Origin of the sequence: Collinsella sp. CLA-ER-H8, assembly GCF_040092335.1 — a bacterium.
Classification (GTDB): domain Bacteria; phylum Actinomycetota; class Coriobacteriia; order Coriobacteriales; family Coriobacteriaceae; genus Collinsella.
Genome location: NZ_JBBNLU010000007.1, coordinates 84,853 through 101,844, shown reverse-complemented (window position 1 = coordinate 101,844; position 16,992 = coordinate 84,853). Strand labels below are relative to the sequence as shown.

13 protein-coding genes are annotated in these 16,992 nt (G+C 61.2%); 8 read left to right on the top strand and 5 right to left on the bottom strand.

Annotated elements, in window-relative coordinates:
• Positions 1-128: 128 nt before the first annotated feature.
• Positions 129-458 (bottom strand): TIGR04076 family protein, encoded by a 330-nt coding sequence (locus AAAX72_RS06225; RefSeq protein WP_349088742.1) that lies wholly within the window; start codon positions 456-458, stop codon positions 129-131.
• Complete coding sequence (locus AAAX72_RS06220) at positions 451-1,275, bottom strand: PfkB family carbohydrate kinase (RefSeq protein WP_117843253.1); 825 nt, start codon at positions 1,273-1,275, stop codon at positions 451-453. Before AAAX72_RS06220 ends, AAAX72_RS06225 begins: the two co-directional genes overlap by 8 nt.
• A gap of 693 nt (positions 1,276-1,968) precedes the next feature.
• Between AAAX72_RS06220 and AAAX72_RS06215 the strand changes: the two genes are divergently transcribed.
• The 4 genes from AAAX72_RS06215 (at position 1,969) to AAAX72_RS06200 (ending at position 7,814) form a co-directional block, all read left to right on the top strand.
• On the top strand, positions 1,969-2,472 hold the full coding sequence (locus AAAX72_RS06215; protein WP_349129586.1) for a MarR family winged helix-turn-helix transcriptional regulator: 504 nt from the start codon (positions 1,969-1,971) through the stop codon (positions 2,470-2,472).
• Positions 2,465-4,279 (top strand): ABC transporter ATP-binding protein, encoded by a 1,815-nt coding sequence (locus tag AAAX72_RS06210; protein ID WP_349129585.1) that lies wholly within the window; start codon positions 2,465-2,467, stop codon positions 4,277-4,279. Before AAAX72_RS06215 ends, AAAX72_RS06210 begins: the two co-directional genes overlap by 8 nt.
• Complete coding sequence (locus tag AAAX72_RS06205) at positions 4,272-6,191, top strand: ABC transporter ATP-binding protein (protein ID WP_349129583.1); 1,920 nt, start codon at positions 4,272-4,274, stop codon at positions 6,189-6,191. The genes AAAX72_RS06210 and AAAX72_RS06205 overlap by 8 nt, the downstream gene beginning before the upstream one ends.
• A gap of 531 nt (positions 6,192-6,722) precedes the next feature.
• The gene (locus AAAX72_RS06200) at positions 6,723-7,814 is read left to right on the top strand and encodes a GGDEF domain-containing protein (protein ID WP_349129582.1); all 1,092 of its coding nucleotides are present in this window, start codon (positions 6,723-6,725) and stop codon (positions 7,812-7,814) included.
• A gap of 16 nt (positions 7,815-7,830) precedes the next feature.
• Here the strand turns inward: AAAX72_RS06200 and AAAX72_RS06195 are convergent, their stop codons facing one another.
• Entirely contained in the window at positions 7,831-8,709 is an 879-nt protein-coding gene (locus AAAX72_RS06195; RefSeq protein WP_349129580.1) for a LysR family transcriptional regulator, read from the bottom strand.
• 232 nt (positions 8,710-8,941) lie between these two features.
• Here AAAX72_RS06195 and AAAX72_RS06190 point away from each other — a divergent pair, with 232 nt between their 5' ends.
• From AAAX72_RS06190 to AAAX72_RS06175, 4 genes are all read left to right on the top strand, one after another.
• Positions 8,942-9,823: an SDR family oxidoreductase gene (locus AAAX72_RS06190; RefSeq protein ID WP_349129578.1), complete on the top strand. Its 882-nt coding sequence runs from the start codon at positions 8,942-8,944 to the stop codon at positions 9,821-9,823.
• A gap of 66 nt (positions 9,824-9,889) precedes the next feature.
• Entirely contained in the window at positions 9,890-11,146 is a 1,257-nt protein-coding gene (locus AAAX72_RS06185) for an MFS transporter (RefSeq protein ID WP_117646283.1), read from the top strand.
• Positions 11,147-11,215: 69 nt separating this feature from the next.
• Positions 11,216-12,256: a Gfo/Idh/MocA family oxidoreductase gene (locus AAAX72_RS06180; protein ID WP_138375132.1), complete on the top strand. Its 1,041-nt coding sequence runs from the start codon at positions 11,216-11,218 to the stop codon at positions 12,254-12,256.
• A 411-nt stretch (positions 12,257-12,667) separates the two neighbouring features.
• On the top strand, positions 12,668-14,815 hold the full coding sequence (locus AAAX72_RS06175; RefSeq protein WP_349129577.1) for a Tex family protein: 2,148 nt from the start codon (positions 12,668-12,670) through the stop codon (positions 14,813-14,815).
• A gap of 381 nt (positions 14,816-15,196) precedes the next feature.
• Here AAAX72_RS06175 and AAAX72_RS06170 read toward each other — a convergent pair whose 3' ends face one another.
• Positions 15,197-15,901 (bottom strand): transaldolase, encoded by a 705-nt coding sequence (locus AAAX72_RS06170; protein ID WP_254881759.1) that lies wholly within the window; start codon positions 15,899-15,901, stop codon positions 15,197-15,199.
• 193 nt (positions 15,902-16,094) lie between these two features.
• Positions 16,095-16,922: an HAD-IIB family hydrolase gene (locus AAAX72_RS06165; protein ID WP_349129576.1), complete on the bottom strand. Its 828-nt coding sequence runs from the start codon at positions 16,920-16,922 to the stop codon at positions 16,095-16,097.
• Positions 16,923-16,992 lie beyond the last annotated feature (70 nt).

The window sequence follows — 16,992 nt, the reverse complement described above, 5'->3', positions numbered from 1 at the left end:
GATGAAACGCAGAATTTTTAGAACCTAAAATCGGATGAAATGCAGAGATTTGAGATTACAAGCATAATAGAAGGGGCACCACCGGCGAATGTGACAAAAGAACTGTCCCTTTGTCACATTGCGCTCGACTATTCGTCGACGATCTCGGCAAGCCAGACGTTCAGCGTATCGACCTCGGGGCAGCAGAACTTTGCCGTACCAGGCTCGTTGCCGGGCACGGTTCCGCCATAGCGCAAGATATCGATATAGGGAAAGCCCACATGGCAGGCCATGGCGCACATCTTGCCGCGGTCTCGGTCGAAGTCAAAAACGTCGCCCGGCTTGTGCCCGTGATGGCAGCGGCATGTGCCCAACTGGTCCACGCAACTCACGCGGATACGTGGACGCTTTCCACGCGGCGCGCCGAGCGGCTTGCCCCCGCCCGCAGGCCTGGCGCCGTTCTCGCCAGCGTTACTCATGGTCGATCACATCCAGGCAGGCCTCGATGGGAAGGCCGGCCGACTTGTCCTCCTGGTCGGCATTGCGCTCGATAAGCTCCGCTACCACGCGCATGGCATCGCTCGTCGCGCGCTGCAGGCTCCAACCGGCCATAACGCGGCCGACGAGCACCGCCGAGAACGTGTCGCCCGTGCCCGGAAAGTAGACCGGAATCAGCTCGAAGGGAATCGTAAAGTACTCCCCCGCCACATGGTCGTAACCGATAACCGCGTTCGTGCCATTGACCACGGCGCTCGTAATGACCACCGACTTGGCACCCAGCTCGCGCACGGCGTCCACAAGGGCGCGGGCCTCGTCGGGCGTGATTTGCTCGGCGATAGGCGTATCGGTGAGCAGGCATGCCTCGGTATAGTTGGGCACCGCGTAGTCTGCGCACTCCAGCAGATGCCGCATAAGGCCAATCGTGGACTCGGGCACGCCCGCATAGAGCTTGCCGTTGTCGCCCATGATGGGGTCGACGAACACCTTGGTACCCTTTTGCGCGCGACGATGGCAGAAGTCCGAAATGATGCGCGTCTCTTCCTCGGTCACGATAAAGCCGGTCGAGATGGCGTCGAACTCAAAGCCGAGCTCCTCCCAGATGGCGAGGCTTTGGCGCACGTACTCCGTGGTGTCGTGGATGTAGAACTTGGGATAGTTGAGCGTATCGGACACAAGTGCCGTCGGCAGGTTGTGGATGCGGTAGCCCATGTGCGACAGCACCGGCAGCATGGCGGAAAGCGCAACCTTGCCGTAGCCGCACATATCGTTGATCAGCAGCAGCTGAGTGTTCTTCATGAGGGTCTCCCTTGGTTCGGGCACGGCGCAGCAGCGCCACAGTGCGACTAAGTGTAGCGCAGGAGGCGTCGTGAGCAGTCACTAGGGTCGCGAAGAGCACATTGTTGCGGAAAGGTTTCGGAAATGGAAGGCAAATCACGGCAGTAGCGGCACAGTAGCTGCCACCTATTTACTACCATTCCAAAACTATGCCGGATTACTACGATAAACCGCCAGTCTCCAACCACAACAAATTGCACTCCAGCAAAACCGCAGGTAGACAGCTTGTGATTTTCCGAAAAACAATGCCGAGGTCTGAGATTTCGAATTCATCGTAGTAATCCGGCATAGTTTTGGGCAAAGCAGCTTCGGAAGGGTGTCACCGCAGCCCAAAATGATCCGTTATCCTCCGTCCCCCACGGATCACTCAAATGCCAACCCAGGCAGCGCTGCAGATTGAGGACGGACAGCGAAAGCGTTCCTAAGCGAGCAAGGTGGCGTGAAAGAGGAGGGCATAGGCCTTGTGGCCATGCCCGACGATTGAACGCCACCTTGCTCGCTTAGGAACGTTTGCAGCGTCGAGCGGTTACGGCGTTTGGCAAAACGCCGTAACTTAATAAGTTTGGTACCTTGACATTGGTTTCTCACGCTCCTAAATTAGTTAGGCACAAAACAATTACTCTACCTAACTAAAGAAAGGAGCGAAGCTTAGATATGTGTGTTGAACCACTCGTCCTTCCGCATGAGCCCGGCGGCGACCCGTCGCAACCGGTAGACATACCCGAAGCGGTCAGCGCCGAAGACAAACTCGCCAAGCGCATCCTGAGCGGCCTGGGATTTTGCGGCCATTACATGCATTTTCACGGCGGCGGCATATCTGGCAAGGCGCCCATCGTCTGCCTGCTCGCCAAGCAGCCGACCGGCGAGCTGTCCCAACAAGAGCTCGGCATGCACTTCGACCTCAAGCCGGGGTCCCTTTCCGAGATTCTGTCCAAGCTCGAACTGGGCGGTCTTATCGAGCGCAGTCGCAATCCCAAAGACCGTCGGCAGCTCACCATCCGCCTGACCGATGCGGGATGGGAAAAGGCCCGCGTTGAGCAGGCAGCCCGCATTCGCTTTAGAGAGCAGGCCTTTAGTGCCCTCACCCACGACGAGCGCGAGCAGCTCGCCGAAATGCTCGAGAAAATCCGTGTAACCTGGGAGGAACTGGATGATTAAAACCCTCATGGGCAGCATCCGCGACTATATGAAAGTCACTGTTGCCACGCCATTGCTCGTGCTTGGCGAGGTGCTCTGCGAGATGCTGATTCCATTTATCACCGCCAACCTGATCGATGCCATCAAAGACGGCGCCACCGTAGCCGAGATGCTTCCCACCGCGGGCTTTTTGGTGCTCATCGCGCTGACGTCGCTTGCTTTTGGCGCCGCTGCCGGCGTCACCTGCAGCCATGCGAGTTGCGGCTTCGCTAAGAACCTGCGTCACGACCTGTTCTACAAGATCCAGACGTTCAGCTTTGCCAACATCGATGAGTTCTCAAGCTCCTCGCTCGTCACGCGCCTGACCACCGATATCAACAACGTGCAGCAGGCCTTTATGATGCTCATCCGCATCGCCGTGCGCGCGCCGCTGGTGCTGGTCTTTGCCTTTGCCATGGCCTACGCCATGGGCGGCAGCGTCGCCATGGTCTACCTGGTCATCATTCCGCTGCTGGGCTTTGGCCTGTTCTTTATCATCTATAAGGTGCGCCCGATCTTTGCCCGCGTGTTCCGCAAGTACGACGCGCTCAACGAGTCCGTCGAGGAAAACGTCACCGGCATGCGCGTAGTTAAGAGCTATGTGCGCGAAGACTTTGAGAAGGAGAAGTTCGCGACCGCTGCGCGCGACGTCCAGATGGACTTCACCCGCGCCGAGAAGCTGCTTGCCTTTAACAACCCCATGATGAACATCTGCGTCAACGGCGCGTTTGTCGTCATCATCTACCTGGGATCCAAGCTCATCATCACGAGCCAGGGCACGCTGTTCGACGTGGGCCAGCTCTCCTCGATCTTTACCTACGGCTTCCAGATCCTCATGAGCCTGATGCAGCTGTCGATGATCTTTGTCATGGTGACCATGGCCGACGAATCGGCGCACCGCATTACCGAGGTGCTTGCCGCCGAGCCCACAATCGCCAATCCCGCCGAGCCCGTGCTCGAGGTTGCCGACGGCTCCATCGACTTTGACCACGTGAGCTTTAAGTATTCCGCGCATGCGAAACGCCAGGCGCTCGACGACATCGACCTGCACATTAAGAGCGGCGAGACCATCGGCATCATCGGCGGCACCGGCTCGGCCAAGTCCACGCTTGTAAACCTCATCGCCCGCCTGTACGACGCCACCGAAGGCACCGTGCGTGTGGGCGGCATGGACGTGCGCGACTACGACCTGGACGCGCTGCGCCACCAAGTCGCCATGGTGCTGCAGAAAAACGTGCTGTTTAGCGGCACCATCGCCGAGAATCTGCGTTGGGGCGACCCGAACGCCACCGACGAGGAAGTCCGCGAGGCGGCGCATCTGGCCTGCGCCGACGAGTTTGTCGATGGCTTCCCCAAGGGCTATGACACCTGGATCGAACAGGGCGGCTCCAACGTTTCCGGCGGCCAGAAGCAGCGCCTTTGCATCGCGCGTGCCCTGCTGCGTCGCCCCAAGATCTTAATCCTGGATGACTCCACGAGCGCCGTCGACACCAAGACCGACGCCAAGATCCGCGCAGGGTTGGCAAGCTATCTGCCCAACACGACCAAGCTCATCATCGCCCAGCGCATTAGCTCCGTGCAGGATGCAGACCGCATCATCGTCATGGAGGGCGGCCGCATCGCGCAGATCGGCAACCACGATGAGCTGCTCAAGACGAGCGAGATCTACCGCGAGACCTTTACCTCGCAGAACAAGATGTCTGCCGAGGGCGAAGAGGCCGTCGAAGCCGACACCGAGGCATCCGCAACACAAGCTCAGACCCAGGAAGGAGGCGAGGCACATGAGTAAGGCAACGACCGCCGAGCGCGCGCTCAACCGCAAGGGTGGCACCATGTCGCGCCTCATCAAGACGCTCTTTGGCTTCTACCCCGTGCTTTTGCCCCTCGTCGTCGTCGGCGTGGTGCTCTGCGCCATCATCAACTCCATCGGCGCGACCTTCCTTCAGAGCGCCCTGCAGATTATTAGCGAATCGTGGCAGTCGGGCGACTGGGAAGCCGCACAGCCCAAGATCACACAGCTCGTGACCACCCTTGCCAGCATCTACGGCGTCGGCATCCTGTCCTCGCTGTTCTGGAACCGCGCCATGGCCATCGTCACGCAGGGCTCGCTCGAGAAGCTGCGCGAGAAGATGTTCAACCGCATGCAGGACCTGCCGATTCGCTACTTCGACACGCACCAGCGCGGCGACATCATGAGCCACTACACCAACGACATCGACACGCTGCGCCAGATGATCAGCCAGTCGCTGCCCAACCTGCTCATGACGACCATCGTCATCGTCACGGTGTTCTTTATCATGCTGTACTACAGCGTTTGGATGTGCCTGGTCATTGTGGCAGGCGTCGCCTTTATGACCTTTATGACCAAGCTGCTCGGCTCCAACTCCGCGCGTTTCTTTATTGCGCAGCAGACCGAGCTCGGCGTGGTCGAGGGCCACATCGAGGAAGTCATGAACGGCCAGAAGGTCGTCAAGGCATTCTGCCACGAGTCTGCCGCCGAGGCCGATTTTGACGAGCGCAACGAAAAGCTCTTCGAGGTCTCGCAGAAGGCCAACATGTACGCCAACATCCTCATGCCTATCCTTATGAACCTGGGCAACCTGCTCTACGTGCTGGTCGCACTGGCAGGCGGCATTTTCCTGGCGCTGGGCGTGCCCAACCTGAGCATCTCGGGCATGGCGCTGTCCATCGCCGTCGTGGTGCCGTTCCTCAACATGACCAAGCAGTTCTGCGGACAGATCGGTCAGATCTCGCAGCAGATCAACGCCGTGGTCATGGGCCTCGCCGGCGCCGACCGTATCTTTGAACTCATCGACGAGGAGCCCGAGGCCGACGAAGGCTATGTGACGCTCGTCAACGCGCAGGTGAACCCCGATACCTGGCAGCTCGAGGAGGCCGACCACCACACCGGCATGTGGGCATGGAAACATCCGCACCGCGCAACCGGCGAGATTGAGTACGTGCCGCTGCGCGGCGACCTGGTCATGGACAACGTCGACTTTGGCTACACGCCCGACCACGAGGTGCTGCACGGCGTGTCCGTGTTTGCCAAGCCGGGCCAGAAGGTCGCGTTTGTCGGCGCCACCGGTGCCGGCAAGACGACCATCACCAACCTCATCAACCGCTTCTATGACATTGCCGACGGCAAGATCCGCTACGACGGCATCAACGTCAACAAGATCCGCAAGGCCGATCTGCGCCGCTCGCTGGGCGTCGTGCTACAGGACGTGAACCTGTTCACCGGCACTGTGATGGATAACATCCGCTACGGCAACCTGGACGCTACCGACGAGGAGTGCATCGCGGCGGCCAAACTCGCGGGCGCCGACGACTTTATCACCCGCCTGCCCGACGGCTACGACACCATGCTCACCGGCAACGGCGCACAGCTGTCGCAGGGCCAGCGTCAGCTGATTTCGATCGCACGCGCCGCCGTCGCCGATCCGCCGGCAATGATTCTGGACGAGGCCACGTCGAGCATTGACACCCGCACCGAGGCCATCGTGCAGGCGGGCATGGACAAGCTCATGGAGGGCCGCACGACGTTTGTCATCGCGCACCGCCTGTCCACCGTGCGCAACTCCGACGCAATCATCTGTCTGGACCACGGCCGCATCATCGAGCGCGGCAACCACGACGAGCTAATCGCCAAGCGCGGATACTACTATCAGCTCTATACCGGAGCGTTTGAGCTGGAGTAGTTCGGCTCGCCGAGATGGCCGATTTGCCGCTCATTCGTCGGGCATGACCCTAAGGTCAATGCCCTCCTCTATCGGGGCAAATCGACTCATCTCAGCGACCCAAACACAATGCGCCGCAACGAATAAAGCCTCCGCAGCCACACGAGCTGCGGAGGCTTTTTCATGCCGGCCGGAAACCGTATCCCACTTTTCGGGCCCAAAATGGGATGCCGTTTCCCGCTGGACCCCTCCGGGAAACGGCATCCCATTTCAAGGGAGTAAACCGGGATGTGATTTCCCCTAACGGCACCTTTGGGAAGCCGCATCCCACTCTGTACGCACAAAACGGGATGAGCTTTCCCATGGTGATCCAAGACCAGAAGCATGTCCGATAGCGCGGCCAGGTCAAGAACAACAAGGCAAGCGTCACGCCAATTTGGACGAGCGTCTGCTGCAGTTTGAGGCTGCTGGCCCATATGGTAGAGTTAACCACCCATGAATTTCAGCACACTGCGTGCTACCTGTTCTTTTGTCATTTAGGGGAGTGAACTTGTGAATACTTCTGTCGCCAAGAAGGCCGGCCAGGCGGTGCGCCTGCTCATGATGGTGCTCACGGCAGTTCTCATCTTCTTCTTCATCAATGTTATGCTGCTCGTCTCCGATATCCAGGGCACGGCGCGCGTGGTCAACTACGCCGGTCTGGTTCGCGGTACCACGCAGCGAATCGTTAAGCTCGAGGACGCGGGCCAGCCTCAAGATGACCTGCTTAAAGCCGTGGATTCATACATCAACGGTTTGCGTTACGGAAGTGACGACCTCAACCTCGTCCGTCTCGACGACGACGAGTATCAGGCAAAGATGACCGAGCTTGCAAATTATTTTGATGAGCTTTGCACCGAGATCATCCGCGTGCGCGAAGTCGGCTATGAGAACACCGACATCATCGCCATGAGCGAGGAGTTCTTTGGCATTTGCGACGATGCTACGCGACTCGCAGAGGACTACTCTCAGGAGAAGGCGTCGGCGCTCAACTATCTCGAGGGCCTGGTGATCATCGACATCATGGGCTTGGTGGCGACCTTTGCGGTCGAACTTGTTCGCGCGGTGCGAACTGCCGCGCTCAATCGCGAACTGCAGAACAAAGTCTATCTCGACGAAGCCACAGGACTGCCCAACAAGAACAAGTGCGAGGAGGTCTTGGGGCAGGAGCAGCCTGTCTCCGCGGAGGCGCCCGTTGCGGTGTGCGTCTTCGACCTTAACAATCTGCATACGGTCAATAATAGCTTCGGCCACGAGAAGGGCGACGAATACATCCGTTCTTTTGCCCAGCAGCTGGGGCGCGTGGCGTCGGAGACCTGCTTTGTGGGCCGCGACGGCGGCGATGAGTTTATCGCGGTGCTGCGAGATACCGATCGAGCTGCCGTGGAGTCCTGTCTCGCTCGGGTTCGCGCGAACGTGAACGAGTATTCCGAGACTCATCCCGACATGCCTATCAGCTATGCGGTGGGCTATGCGCTTTCCAGTGATTTTGATGAACCGCCTACGATGCGCGAGCTCTTTTCCCAGGCCGACAAGAACATGTACGTCGATAAGAACCGCGTAAAGGCAGCCGAGACAGCCGACCCGCAACGCGAGGACCGCTAAACCCGTCCCAAATGAGCTATTTGAGGAGTTGGGCCATGGCGTTGACGAATTTTTGGACTTGGAGGGTCGGCTCGAGCGGATAGTGCAAAAAGACCGGCACCTCGCGGCCGCACAGGAACGGTACGCCCACAAAGGCCGGGTGCACCCCCGACCATGCGCCGCAGGTGAGCACCGCGTCACCCTTTTCCTCCGCCTCGTTAAAGAGCGCAAAGTCGAAGCTATCCACATCGATCACGTCCACGCCGCCGTCTGCCAAAAGATCGATACGCAGGCTGTCCATAGCGTCGTTGCCGTGGCGGAGCACGCGCAGACGCATACCCTCCAAGTCGGCGACCGTAATGCGATTCTTGCGCGCCAGCGGGCTCGTGCGCGGCAGGTCGATATAAAACGGCACGTTGACAATGCGGAGCTTATGGCAGGCGTCACCCCAGCGCGGGGTCGAAAAACTCGACTGCACCACATCGACCTCACGACCGAGGCTGCGCATGACGGTCTCGCGCTCGTCATAGAGGTCGCTTACCGGCACGATCTCAAATCGCAGCGACGGTTCCAGCTCGTGTACGCCCGACCACATCGACAGCGTTTGGCGCCCCGGGCACATCATCGACACACCCAGACGCACAGCACCGCCATCGCCCGCCGCGCGTCGGGCGCGGCGCAGCGCGTCCTCGGACTGCCGCATGATCGAGCGCGCGTCGTCCACCAGCAGAGCGCCCGCCGGCGTCACCTTAACACCCGAATGCGAGCGCTCGAACAACGTGATGCCAAACTCGGCCTCGAAACCCGACACCTGTTTGACGAGCGCCGGGGTCGACACGCGCAATTTTGCCGCCGCACGTGAGAAGCTTCCCAGCTCCGCGGCGGCCGATATGGCCTCGAGTCGTCGATCGTACACGTCAATCTCCCGTTTTCGCGCCTGTGAACGCATGGCGCCACAGGGGGTCGTTTTGGCAGGTCACGCGCTCGATTGAGAAAAACTGCATCGCACAGTATAAACCTACGGTTAACGCCATTCTAACAAATATGCAATTCACCTGCGCAAATGCAAAGCATACGATAACCAGCGAAAACCACGTGGGTCGGTTAATGGGAGCGACCCACCGGGAGGCACAAGAAGGGAAGTTCCTATGAGCAATTGGCTTAAGCTCGAGGGCGATGTCTGCGCCGTGACTGGCGCGCTCGGCGGTATGGGCGTCGAGATTTGCCGCGAGTTCGCCCGCAACGGCGCCAACGTCGTCCTGCTCGACCTGGACGAGGAAAAGGTCAAGGCCGCAGCCGCCGACCTCGCCGCCGAGTTTGGCATCCACGCCGAGGGTTACAAGATGAACGCCACCGATGAGGCCGAGGTTCAGGCCACCGTCGACGCCACCATCACCGACTTCGGCCGCGTCGACGTCCTCGTCAACACCGCCGGCATCCTGCGCTTCGCCGCCATGGAGGACCTGCCGCTGAGCGACTGGGAGCAGGTGCTCAACGTCAACCTCACCGGTTACTTCATCACCTCGCAGCGCTTTGGTCGCGAGATGATCAAGGCCGGCCAGGGTCGCCTGGTGCACATCTCGACCGTTGCCAGCCACTCCCCCGAGACGTTCTCGGGCGTGTACAGCTCCACCAAGGCGGGCGTCAACATGATGTCCAAGATGCTGGCTGCCGAATGGGGCCCCTACGGCGTCCGCTCCAACTGCGTCGAGCCTTGCTTCGTTAAGACCCCGATGTCGGCCAACTTCTACGCCGACCCCGAGGTCGAAAAGAGCCGCAGCCGCCTGATCGCCACGCGCCGCATCGGCGAGGTCAGCGATATCGCCAACGCCGTCATGTTCCTGGCGTCCAAGCGCTCGGACTTTACCACCGGCGACGCCATCAAGGTCGACGGCGGCTTCTCCAACATGATGGGCGACCTCACCGCCAAGCCCGGCGGCCGTCGCGCCTATGCCGACAACTACCTTAAGAACAAGGGTGTCGAGCTCTGGTCCGATGAGTCCGGCGTCGCCAAGCCGACTGACCAGTAAACCAACCCGACAGGGAGGACCCGCAGACACGCCTGTTCCTCCCCCGTATCGATTAGAAAGAGTCCAATGGCTTCCACCAACTCCAACAAGGGTCGCGCCGTCGTGCTTTCCGCCGCGTGCGTCACCATGTTCTTCATCAGCTCCATCGCGCTGTATTCCGTCGTGAGCAAGAACCTGCTCGCCGTCTACCCCGAGTGGTCCAGCGCTCTTACCTGGGCCTTCCCGGTCTTTCAGACCATCATGGCCGTGACGGGCATCTTCGCCGGCCGCATCTCCGATAAGATCGGCCCGCGCAACGTCGTGATCGCCGCCGCCGTGTGCTACGGCCTGGGCTGGTTCATGTCCGGTACCGTCACCGAGCCGTGGCAGTTCTACCTGTGGTTCTCGCTCGTCGCCGCCATCGGCAACGGCCTGGGCTACAACCCGGCGCTCACCACCGGCCAAAAGTGGTTTATCGACAAGAAGGGTCTCGCCTCCGGCATCACCCTGGCCGCTTCGACCGCCGGCCCCGCCGTGCTGTCCCCGGTGCTCGCCTCGCTGCTCATCCCGAGCCTGGGCATCTTTGGCGCCCTTAAGGCGCTCGGCGTCATCTTCTTTGTGACGATCGCCGCCTCCGCCCTGTTCCTGAAGGCCCCCGAGGCCGGTTGGCTGCCCGAGGGCTTCGAGGCCCCCAAGGGCGGCGCGCATGCCGGCACCTTCGGCGACCTCACCCCGGGCGAGATGGTCAAGACCCCGCGCTTCTGGGTCCTCATCGTCACCTTCGCCTTTGCCGCCACCGCGGGCACCCTGCTCGTGGGCAAGGTTGCCTCCATCGCCGCCGTCCAGCTCTTCGCCGACCCCACGAGCGCCGCGGCCGTCGCCCTCGGCGGCGTGGTCGTCTCCGTCAACACCTGCGCCAACCTGGTCGGCCGTCTGTCCTTTGGCCAGATCATCGACAAGCTCGGCGCCTATAAGTCGCTGCTCATCAGCCTTGTCGTCACCATCGTCGCACTCGTCATCATGTCGATGAGCTTTACGCAGAGCATGTTCTTTGTGGCGCTCGCCCTGCTCGGCTTTAGCTTTGGCGCTCTGCTCGTCATCTACCCGCCGCTCACCGGTGGCGCCTTTGGCACCAGCAACATCGGCGTCAACTACGGCATCATGTTTTTGGGTTATGCCGCTTCCACCTGGATCAGCCAGCCCATCACCGCCGTGCTGTATCACGCCGAGGCCGGCAGCGCCGCCTACCAGCAGTCCTTCTACGGCGCCATTGTGATCGCCGCCATCGCCGTCGTGCTCACCGTCTACATGATGGTCTCCGACAGCAAGAAGAAGTCCGCCTAGTTTTACCGATGCGACAAAGGGACAGCCCCTTTGTCGCATCCCACCGGTCACCAGTATTAAGGAGTCGAAATGTCTGAGCTCAACCCCGTCCGCATTGCCGTTATCGGCGCCGGCGCCATGGGCCGCAACCACATCCGCTTTGTCACCGAGGAGCCCGAGGCCGAGCTCGTCGCCATCGCCGACGCCTTTGAGGGCGCCCGCGCCACGGCTGAGGCCGCCGGCGTGCCGTTCTTCACCGATCCCGCCCAGATGATGGACGAGGTTAAGCCCGAGGCCGTCATCATCGCCACGCCCAACGACCTGCACCTGGGCGTTGCCCGCGAGGCTGTGAAGCGCAATATCGTGCCGCTGGTCGAAAAGCCGATCTCCAACGACCTGGAGGATGCCCAGGCTTTCGCTGCCGAGGCCGAGACCGCCGGCGTGCCCGTGCTCGTGGGTCAGCACCGTCGCCACAACCCCTTCGTCAACAAGGCCAAGGAGATCATCGAGTCCGGCGAGCTGGGCAAGCTCACCGTGTCGAGCTTCCACTACATGATCTATAAGAATGACGAGTACTTCGATGTCGAATGGCGCCGCAAGAAGGGTGCCGGCCCGATCCTGGTCAACCTGGTGCACGACGTCGACCTGCTCCGCTACCTGCTGGGCGAGCCCGTTGCCGTCCAGGGTATGCAGTCCAGCGCCGCCCGCGGTTTTGAGACCGAGGACTCCGCCGTGGTCAACGTCCGTTTTGCCGATGGCGCGCTCGCAAGCATGACCATCTCCGACGCCACCGCCAGCCCCTGGAACTGGGAGGCAACCGCTCGCGAGGATCCGCAGTACCGCCCCTTCGACGCCGACGCCTACTTTATCGGCGGCACTAAGGGCGCCCTGTCGCTGCCCCGCCTGCACCAGTTCTCCTACGACGGCGCCTCCAACTGGCACAAGCCGCTGCAGATGGAGATTCCGGCTGTCGACCCGGCACTGCCACACAAGATGCAGCTCAAGCACTTTGTGAAGGTTGTCCGCCGCGAGGTCGAGCCCGTCGTGACCCCCGCCGACAACGTTAAGACGCTCACGCTTCTCAACGCTATCAAGGAGGCCGCCGAGACCGGCCAGCTCGTCGAGCTGTAATGCCTTAAGAGCGACCGCGGCAGAAACCCCATGCCGAACCCTTCGGTCCGTCACCAACAAGCCCCTCTTCTTTGCCCCGCGAGCAGCCTCCTGCCCGCGGGGCATTTTGCTACCTTGCCGACGATTTTTCTGGGGCGGGGGCTATTTTGCACCTCGGCTTGATTCGTTCGCCACGAAATGGGCCTATCTACTACGTTTAACCGACCGCCCTCAACCATGCCGAATTTCCTAAAATCAAAAGCGCAGGTAGACGGCTTGCGCATTCTCGGAAAACCGGGGGATGGTCGACCCATACGGTTCAAACGTAGTAGATAGGTCGTTTTCGTGGCGCGGGCCCAAAACAGTCTTTTGAAACGGGTGGTATCCTTGGTAGCCCTGTGCTGCAAACGCACCTTAAACGCAAGGAGTCCCATGGATCTTATCGCCCAGCTCGCCCACGAGCTCAACCTTAAGGCCGCCAACATCGAGGCAGCCGTCAAGCTCATCGACGAGGGCAACACCATCCCCTTTATCTCGCGCTACCGCAAAGAAGCAACGGGCGGCATGGACGACGTCGCCCTGCGCGCACTCGACGAGCGCCTGTCCTACCTGCGCAATCTTGAACAGCGCAAAGAGGACGTCATTCTGCTCATCGACGCCCAGGGCAAGCTCACGCCCGAGCTCGAGCAGCAGATTCGCGAGGCCACGCAGCTCCAGCGTGTCGAGGACCTCTACAAGCCCTACCGCAAAAAGCGCATGACCCGCGCGCAGAAGGCCCGCGAGGCAGGCCTGGAGCCGCTTGCCAACATGATCATCATGCAGGCCTCGGCCAAGGGCAGCGCACTCGATGCCGCCGCGGCCTACGTCAACGAGGAAGCCGGCTTCGACACGCCCGAGAAGGCGCTCGCTGGCGCGGCGGACATCGTGGCCGAGACGGTGGCCGAGGACCCCGAGAACGTCGCCGACCTGCGCGCTTTTACGCAAAACACCGCCGATATCGTCGTCGAGGCCACCGACCCCACCGAGAAGACCCCCTACGAGCCGTACTACAGCTATGATGAGCCGCTGCGCCGTATACCCAACCACCGCGTGCTGGCTATCGACCGCGGTGAGCGCGAGGGCAAGCTCCGCGTGCGCGTGAACGTCGACGGTGCTGCCGCCACGGCACGCCTCGGCAGCCGTTGGCCCCGCCGTCAGGGCGTGTTTGCTCCCGTCTTTGACGCCGCCATCGCTGACGGTTACAAGCGCCTCATGGCCCCCTCGCTGGAGCGCGAGGCCCGCGCCAAACTCACCGTCCGTGCGCAGACCGAGGCCATCAATGTCTTTGCCAAGAATCTCGAGGGCCTGCTCTCGGCACGCCCCGTGCGCGGCGCCCGCGTGCTCGCGCTCGATCCGGGCTACCGCACCGGCTGCAAGGTCGCCGTCATGGACGAGACCGGCAAGCTACTCGACCACGGCGTGGTCTACCCCACCAAGCCGCGCCACGACGTCGCCGGCACCAAGCGCGAGCTCGCCCGCCTCGTCAAGAAGGATGGCGTCAACACCATCGTCATCGGCAACGGCACCGCCAGCCGCGAGACCGAGGAAGTCGTCTCGGAGTTCATTGCCGAGCAGGCGCCCAGCCTTCGCTACACCATCGTCAATGAGGCCGGCGCGTCGGTGTACTCCGCCTCCGAGCTCGCCAGTCAGGAATACCCCGACCTGGACGTCACCGTGCGTGGCGCCATGAGCCTGGGCCGCCGCCTGCAGGATCCGTTGGCAGAGCTCGTTAAGATTCCGCCTCAGTCCATCGGCGTGGGTCAGTACCAGCACGACCTTGACCAGGCCGAGCTTTCGTGCACCCTGGGCCACGTGGTGGAAGACGTCGTCAACCGTGTGGGCGTCGACGTCAACACCGCGAGCGCGAGCCTGCTGGGATACGTATCGGGCATCACGCCGAGCGTGGCCAAAAACATCGTGGCCTACCGCGAGGAAAACGGTGCCTTTACCGATCGCCGCCAGCTTAAGAAGGTCCCCAAACTAGGACCCAAGGCATACCTCAACGCCGCGGGCTTCCTGCGCATCAGCGGCGGCAAGAACCCGCTCGACGCGACGAGCGTCCACCCCGAGAGCTACGAGGTGGCCACGTCCGTCCTGGAACGCGCCGGCGTTAAAGCCAGCGAGCTCAGCCGCGGCGGCGTGCCCGACATCGAGCGCCGTCTGGGCAGTATCTCGGCGCTGGCAAGTGACCTGAACTGCGGCACCCTCACGCTCATCGACATCGTCAACGAGCTCAAGAAGCCCGGCCGCGACCCGCGCGACGACGCGCCCGAGGTGGTCTTTAGCCGCTCGGCGCTTTCCATCGACGACCTGGAACCCGGCATGGAGCTCAAGGGGACGGTGCGCAACGTCGTCGACTTTGGCGCGTTCGTCGACGTGGGCGTGCACCAGGACGGCCTCGTGCATATCTCCAAGCTGGCCAATCGCTTTGTCAAGCACCCGAGCGACGTGGTGCGCGTCGGCGACACGGTCAAGGTGTGGGTAGAAAAGGTCGATCGCGACCGCAAGAAGATCTCGCTCACCATGGTGCAGGGAAAGTAAACCGCCAAAGCAAAGGTACCCCCTGTAGCGATGTGCAAAATCGCGAGTATTCTGCAAATTCCACCGTTCCGGATGCCCCTCAGAGACGAAAAAACAAATAACAGCCCCCGTTTTAGCGTCGTCAGAGCCAAAACGGGGGCCGTTCCATGCTTCGGTCAACTGATAAAGACCTTTACCTTGCTGAATACTCTCAATTTTGCACGGCGCAGGCGGGGGTACCTTTGCCCACGGCAGGATATGGAAGCCAATCGCCAACTTGCTGGCAAGCTCGTGCCGGCAGCCCCGGCCTTTCCTTTGCCTAGCGCGACCCTCGCGGAGCGCGTGAGCGATAGGGAAAGGAAAGGCCGGGGCGAACAGCCCACGGTACAGTCGGTGTTCGCGCTACGGCAGGATATGGAAACCGAGCGCCGCGATATCCTTGGCAAAGCCGCGGACGGTGTCGAGCGAGACCTCGTACGGGTCGCGACCGATATTCTTGCGCTTGGCCAGGATGCTGTTGGGCACCGTGATGATCTGGCAACCGCAGGCTTCTGCCTGGTAAATGTTAATGAGCTCGCGCGTGGACGCCCACAGGACCTCGCAGTTGGGCTTTGCGGCGGCCTTCTTGACCGACTCCGTCATAAACGGAATGGGGTCGACGCCGGTGTCGGCGATGCGGCCGGCAAAGAGCGAGATGATGGACGGCGTCTCGGTGTCAACGGCCTCGACCATCTCATCGACCTGCTTAGGCGTAAAGATGGTGGTGACGTTGACCTTGATGCCGTCGGCCGAAAGCTTGCGGACCAGCTCGGCGGTGGACTCGCCCTTGGTAGTCACGCACGGAATCTTGACGTAGACGTTCTCGGCCCAGGTAGCGATCTCGCGGGCCTCGACCTCCATGGTCTCGACGTCGTCGGCAAAGACCTCAAACGAGACGGACACATCGGTGATGTGGGCCAGGACCTCCTTGGCAAACGCGCGGTAATCCGTCACGCCGCCCTTCTTCATAAGGGACGGGTTGGTCGTGAAACCCTGAACGTTGCCGTTCTCGTACATGTCGAGCATGCCCTCGAGGTTTGCACCGTCAGCGAACACCTTGATTGCCATCTGCCTGATTCCTTTCGCTTGCACACGGGCGTTAAACTGCTAAACACTTTACCTACGTTTATCAAGGCGTGAGCTGCGGTTTTTTATCTTCTCGGCGAACGGTATAAACACCTCAGTGTTTGGATTGATAAATCGATTGCGCATGCAAAAGCAAAGAGTCGCAGTTTGAGCAAACGTCAGAACGCGAGATTCATTAGATGAGGCCGAAATGCTGCATCGCTGCGACGGTACCGTCGTGTGCGACATCGTCGGTCACGTAGTCGGCGACCGCCTTGACCTCGGGCATGGCGTTACCCATGGCCACGGCTGTCTCGACGGCGGCGAGCATGCCCAGGTCGTTGCCCGAATCGCCAAAGCCAAAGGTGCGTGCATTGCCAGTGCGGCCCAGATACGCCAGCGCTCGCGCCACGCCCACGCCCTTGTCAATGCCCTTGGGGCTCAGCTCGCGATTCTGGCCACCGGTGTTGCACAGCTCAAACTCGCGATCGATAAAGCCGTCATCGCCGGTCACGCGAGCCAAACTGGGCACACTGAGGCATACCTTGCCCACGCGCAGACTGCCGTCGACGCGCATCTCCTCGGCGCTGTGTACCACAGACGTGCCGATCAGAGACGACTGCTCAACGCCCACGGGCTCCAGCGCAAAGGTCGCAGCATTGGACTCGAAAAAAACCTCGATGCCGGCATCCACAACGCGGCGCGCGAGCTCCTCAACAACGTCCTCGTCAAAGCAGTCCTCATGCACCATGCGGCCCTCGACCTCGAGCGTCGCTCCCGCCATGGCAACGACACCCGCCGGGTTCAGCGCGCGCAGGCCATCGGCAATCAGCCACAAGGGACGACCCGTGCAGATAAATGCCTGGTGTCCCGCGTCGCGCAGACGATGAAACGCCTCGACGACCGCCTGCGAGGGGTGAACCGCCGAAAAGTCCTTGTCGGTCATGTTGTCGGGATCGAACGACGTCAGCGTGCCGTCCACGTCAAAAAAGAGCACGGCGGAATCGGGGCACGCATCAATCATATGGGTTCCTTTCGGGGGCGAGAGTAAACGAAGTATCCATCATATAATGGAGCGACGCAACCAGAGAGGT

What these genes read in the sequence shown, in the direction of transcription:
- AAAX72_RS06225 (WP_349088742.1), bottom strand. Translation starts at nt 458, where the DNA reads ATGAGTAACGCTGGCGAGAACGGCGCCAGGCCTGCGGGCGGGGGCAAG.
- AAAX72_RS06220 (WP_117843253.1), bottom strand. Translation starts at nt 1,275, where the DNA reads ATGAAGAACACTCAGCTGCTGCTGATCAACGATATGTGCGGCTACGGC.
- AAAX72_RS06215 (WP_349129586.1), top strand. Translation starts at nt 1,969, where the DNA reads ATGTGTGTTGAACCACTCGTCCTTCCGCATGAGCCCGGCGGCGACCCG.
- AAAX72_RS06210 (WP_349129585.1), top strand. Translation starts at nt 2,465, where the DNA reads ATGATTAAAACCCTCATGGGCAGCATCCGCGACTATATGAAAGTCACT.
- AAAX72_RS06205 (WP_349129583.1), top strand. Translation starts at nt 4,272, where the DNA reads ATGAGTAAGGCAACGACCGCCGAGCGCGCGCTCAACCGCAAGGGTGGC.
- AAAX72_RS06190 (WP_349129578.1), top strand. Translation starts at nt 8,942, where the DNA reads ATGAGCAATTGGCTTAAGCTCGAGGGCGATGTCTGCGCCGTGACTGGC.
- AAAX72_RS06185 (WP_117646283.1), top strand. Translation starts at nt 9,890, where the DNA reads ATGGCTTCCACCAACTCCAACAAGGGTCGCGCCGTCGTGCTTTCCGCC.
- AAAX72_RS06180 (WP_138375132.1), top strand. Translation starts at nt 11,216, where the DNA reads ATGTCTGAGCTCAACCCCGTCCGCATTGCCGTTATCGGCGCCGGCGCC.
- AAAX72_RS06175 (WP_349129577.1), top strand. Translation starts at nt 12,668, where the DNA reads ATGGATCTTATCGCCCAGCTCGCCCACGAGCTCAACCTTAAGGCCGCC.
- AAAX72_RS06170 (WP_254881759.1), bottom strand. Translation starts at nt 15,901, where the DNA reads ATGGCAATCAAGGTGTTCGCTGACGGTGCAAACCTCGAGGGCATGCTC.
- AAAX72_RS06165 (WP_349129576.1), bottom strand. Translation starts at nt 16,922, where the DNA reads ATGATTGATGCGTGCCCCGATTCCGCCGTGCTCTTTTTTGACGTGGAC.